2 protein-coding genes are annotated in these 2,657 nt (G+C 47.2%); both read left to right on the top strand.

The genetic code is table 11. From position 1 onward, the window contains the following. Positions 1-32: 32 nt before the first annotated feature. Positions 33-944 (top strand): cytochrome c oxidase subunit II, encoded by a 912-nt coding sequence (locus V7K40_RS00550; protein ID WP_334955883.1) that lies wholly within the window; start codon positions 33-35, stop codon positions 942-944. 13 nt (positions 945-957) lie between these two features. Further along, entirely contained in the window at positions 958-2,649 is a 1,692-nt protein-coding gene (ctaD, locus tag V7K40_RS00555; RefSeq protein WP_334955884.1) for a cytochrome c oxidase subunit I, read from the top strand. Positions 2,650-2,657: the final 8 nt, after the last annotated feature.

The raw sequence follows: 2,657 nt of genomic DNA on the forward strand, positions 1-2,657 counted from the left end.
TGCCCATGCCCTATGCCCAATAACCAAAGACCATGAAAATCCAGAAGATTTTAAATATTTTGACGCTGCTTACAGGCGCGATCGCAGTGACTGTTACTAGTCTCTGGATTGGTAAACAGGCTTACTCCTGGCTTCCCCCCCAAGCAGCAGCGGAATCGCAACTAATTGATGATTTGATTAGCTTCTTAGTAACTCTCGGTGCCTTCATCTTCTTGGGAGTAACAAGTACTCTGATGTATTCTGTGATTTTCCATCGGGCAGTCAAAGATGACTTCACCGACGGCCCTCCAATAGATGGTAATGTGGCAGTGGAAGTAATCTGGACAGCGCTCCCAATTCTTTTGGTGTTTTGGATTGCGGGCTACAGCTACCAAGTTTATGAACAAATGGGGATTCAAGGCCCATCAGAATTAGTTCACTTACATAATCCATTGGCAGTAGCAGCAAAAGATGTATCAGCTAACGCTTTAGCACAACCCGTTGAGAAAATCGACGTACTAGCTAAACAGTGGGCGTGGGTTTTTCATTACCCAGAGAGAGATGTCACCAGTAGCGAATTGCATTTACCGAGCGATCGCCGGGTGCGTTTAGCACTGCAATCACAAGACGTTCTCCACGGCTTCTATATACCTGCATTTCGCCTCAAGCAGGATATTATTCCCAACCATGCGCTCGACTTTGAATTTACTCCTATCCGCCCTGGTGAATATCGATTGACCGATTCCCAATACAGCGGCACATACTTTGCGACGATGCAGGCGAATGTAGTCGTCGAATCTCCTGAAGATTATCAGCAGTGGCTGGCCCAAGCTGCAACCCAAAAGCCATCCCTAGCAAATAATCAGGCAGCTTCTGAGTATGCTCAAACATCTAATCAATCAGTCCAAACTGGTTGGGTCACAGTTCCACCTGCTGCACCGACTCTAGTCAATTCTCCTGGTTGAAAGGAAAGTAACCATGACTAATGTTCCTATTGAAGGCATCATTTTCCCTAATGAGAAGCCTAACCACGAATCTCCAAGTAACTGGAAAGAATACTTCAGCTTTAGTACTGACCATAAGGTAATTGGTATCCAGTATCTCGTTACTTCTTTCTTCTTCTTTCTCGTCGGTGGTATTTTTGCAATGGTGATGCGGGGAGAACTGCTAACTCCGGAATCAGATTTAGTTGATCGCACCGTCTACAACGGTATGTTCACCATGCACGGCACTGTGATGCTGTTTTTGTGGACATTTCCCTCACTGGTTGGTTTTGCCAACTATTTAGTGCCACTGATGATTGGGGCGCGAGATATGGCATTTCCCCGCCTCAACGCCGTTGCCTTTTGGATGGTGCCAGTAGTTGGGATTTTGATGATGGGTAGCTTTTTTGTCCCTGGTGGCCCAGCCCAAGCCGGTTGGTGGTCTTACCCGCCCGTCAGTCTCCAGAATCCTACGGGTAACTTGATTAATGGTCAAGTTATCTGGCTCTTAGCGGTGGCAATATCCGGCGTATCCTCAATTATGGGAGCAGTAAACTTTGTTACCACAATCGTGAAGATGCGGGCCCCAGGAATGGGCTTCTTTCGGATGCCCTTGTTTGTCTGGGGAGTATTTAGCGCCCAGATTATCCAACTATTCGGACTCCCTGCATTAACAGCTGGCGCAGTGATGCTGTTACTCGACCTCACGGTTGGTACTAGCTTTTTTGACCCAGCCAAGGGTGGGAATCCAGTCATGTTCCAGCATTACTTCTGGTTCTATTCCCACCCCGCCGTTTACGTGATTATTTTGCCTGTGTTTGCGATTTTCTCAGAAATCTTCCCGGTTTATTCACGTAAACCCCTATTTGGCTACAAAGTAGTTGCCATTTCATCCATCTTGATTGCACTAGTCAGCGGTATTGTTTGGGTACACCATATGTACGTCAGCGGTACCTCAGGCTGGATGCGGTTGATTTTCATGCTGACAACAATGTGCGTGTCTGTACCTACGGGGATTAAAGTATTTGCTTGGGTGGCGACTATTTGGGGAGGTAAGCTGCGACTGCACACACCGATGCTGTTCGCTCTAGGTGCGTTGATTATGTTTGTTTTCGCGGGAATCACAGGCATTATGCTTTCCTCTGTGCCGGTTGATGTCCACGTTAACAATACCTACTTTGTGGTGGGACACTTCCATTACGTCCTCTACGGCACCGTGACGATGGGCTTGTATGCTGCCATTTACCATTGGTTCCCCAAGATGACTGGGCGGATGTACTCTGAAAGCTGGGGTAAAATCCACTTCTGGTTAGCTTTCATCGGCACTAACCTCAACTTTTTGCCCATGCACCCCTTAGGATTGCAAGGAATGTTACGCCGAGTCGCTTCCTACGCCCCGGAGTATCAGTTCTGGAATGTCATCGCTAGCTTGGGCGGATTTTTGTTGGGAATGTCCACCTTACCTTTCATTTTCAACATGGTGATTTCTTGGATGCAAGGCGAGAAAGCACCTGATAATCCTTGGCGGGCAATTGGATTAGAGTGGTTAGTTTCTTCACCGCCCCCAGTAGAGAACTTTGAAGAAATTCCGATCATCATCTCTGAACCCTACGGCTACGGCAAATCTGAACCGTTGACTGCTAACCTACGCGAAAACACTCACTCAACATTGACAAGCCCAGACTAACTTTTATT

The organism is Nostoc sp. (genome assembly GCF_036917195.1).
Taxonomy (GTDB): Bacteria; Cyanobacteriota; Cyanobacteriia; order Cyanobacteriales; family Nostocaceae; genus Nostoc.

Excerpts from the sequence above, each read along its gene's own strand:
- V7K40_RS00550 (WP_334955883.1), top strand. The coding sequence starts at position 33 with ATGAAAATCCAGAAGATTTTAAATATTTTGACGCTGCTTACAGGCGCG.
- ctaD (WP_334955884.1), top strand. The coding sequence starts at position 958 with ATGACTAATGTTCCTATTGAAGGCATCATTTTCCCTAATGAGAAGCCT.